Annotated in this window: 3 protein-coding genes; 1 reads left to right on the top strand and 2 read right to left on the bottom strand. The window is 36.7% G+C overall.

Translation table 11 applies throughout. The features are described from left to right. Nucleotides 1-56 precede the first annotated feature (56 nt). Both AC30RD_RS09330 and AC30RD_RS09325 read right to left on the bottom strand, forming a co-directional pair. Nucleotides 57-746 (bottom strand): putative 2OG-Fe(II) oxygenase, encoded by a 690-nt coding sequence (locus AC30RD_RS09330; protein WP_489494265.1) that lies wholly within the window; start codon nucleotides 744-746, stop codon nucleotides 57-59. Next, nucleotides 710-964, bottom strand: coding sequence for a hypothetical protein (locus AC30RD_RS09325; RefSeq protein ID WP_489494264.1), 255 nt, complete (start codon nucleotides 962-964; stop codon nucleotides 710-712). Before AC30RD_RS09325 ends, AC30RD_RS09330 begins: the two co-directional genes overlap by 37 nt. A 69-nt stretch (nucleotides 965-1033) precedes the next feature. On the opposite strand from AC30RD_RS09325, the gene AC30RD_RS09320 reads away from it, so the two are divergent. Continuing rightward, nucleotides 1034-1395, top strand: a 362-nt coding sequence (locus AC30RD_RS09320; RefSeq protein WP_489494263.1) for a terminase small subunit, incomplete at its 3' end; no start/stop codon positions are given.

The raw sequence follows: 1395 nt of genomic DNA, 5'->3' as shown, positions 1-1395 counted from the left end.
TCTAGACTCTAATCGCATAGTTTTTAAAAGTAGTCAAGTCTTTTAGAATTTTTACCTCATTTATCTATTTCAGGTAGTTCAAGAGGAGAATAAAAAACATCTACGTTAGCCGCGAGGGTTCTCCGATGCTCTTTAGTTGTGTTGAATGGATAAACAGTATGTCTCATATCGTATGGAAATACATAAAAATCTCCAACAGCAACTTCAGGTCTAAAATCTGTGAATGAAAATTGGCCACCAGAACTACCGACGAACTGTAGCTGACCATTTAGAGGTCTGTCTGGTCTGGAATACTCTTCTCCATAATCACTTGGAAGTTTCAATATCATCACTGATGACAATCCAATTCTAGAAAATTTAGAAGAATGAGTATGAATAGGATTATATTCATTAGCATACATCTCATTTACCCAAATAGAACTTAGACGAATGGTTACAGATTTCTTTTCAACTACTCCCAAATAGTCTTGAAATTGATCCTGAAACCAGTCAAGGGATTTTTTGCTCACATTATTAAAATTCTTACTCGGATCATTCATTTCATTATGGTACAAAGTAAATTCGTCTTTAATTTTACCTGCTAAGAATTTATTAGTGGCCGGGAGATCTCTTATCTTTCTTTCATCATAGATTTTATTGACCTCATCAAGAATATGTTGAGGAGTATCATATTTTATAATGGCTTGACCTAAAACATTTACGGCTCGAGTCATCCTATAACCTTTTTCGGTTTGCCCATCTTCCAAGCCATATCGCTCGGATATAATTCAAACACAATCCGGTGGGTCTCGCTGTGTCCTAACACATTATTCTGCATCAGTTTAACTTCAACCACATCAAAGAATCCATCAGGAGATCTATACTCTCCTTGTGGTAATCTTACCTGTATGCGAGCATTCTTACCCACCTCAGAGTTTTTCATAATTTTGGACAGAGCTCTGGCTAATTCTTTTGCTTTCAGCATACTTGACTTTACGCCAAACTACTTTTATTGTCAATTATGGGTCAAATCACAAGATTAACAGAAATGCAAATGAAGTTTGCTCACGAGATCGTGACAAATGAAGGTAGAAAGAATGGCACTGAATGTGCCATATCTGCAGGCTATGCTCAAGACTCCGCAGGAGTCAGAGCAGCAGAACTACAGAATCCAAAAAGATTTCCACTGGTTGTTAAATATATTGGAGAACTACGAGAAGAATATCAAAAGAAATATGCGGTCACTTTCGAACGTCATATATCTGAACTTGGTAGAATTAGAATAGATGCTCTTAGTAAAGGTGCCTGGTCAGCAGCAGTTAACGCTGAAGTAGCTAGAGGTAAGGCAGCAGGATTATATATTGAACAAAAAATAATAAGGACTGGTAAACTTGATGATCTATCTGAAGAGGAGTT

The sequence above is a fragment of the Nitrosophilus sp. genome, assembly GCF_982775275.1.
This window is presented reverse-complemented; position numbering and strand designations above follow the sequence as displayed.

What these genes read in the sequence shown, in the direction of transcription:
- AC30RD_RS09325 (WP_489494264.1), bottom strand. Translation starts at nt 964, where the DNA reads ATGCTGAAAGCAAAAGAATTAGCCAGAGCTCTGTCCAAAATTATGAAA.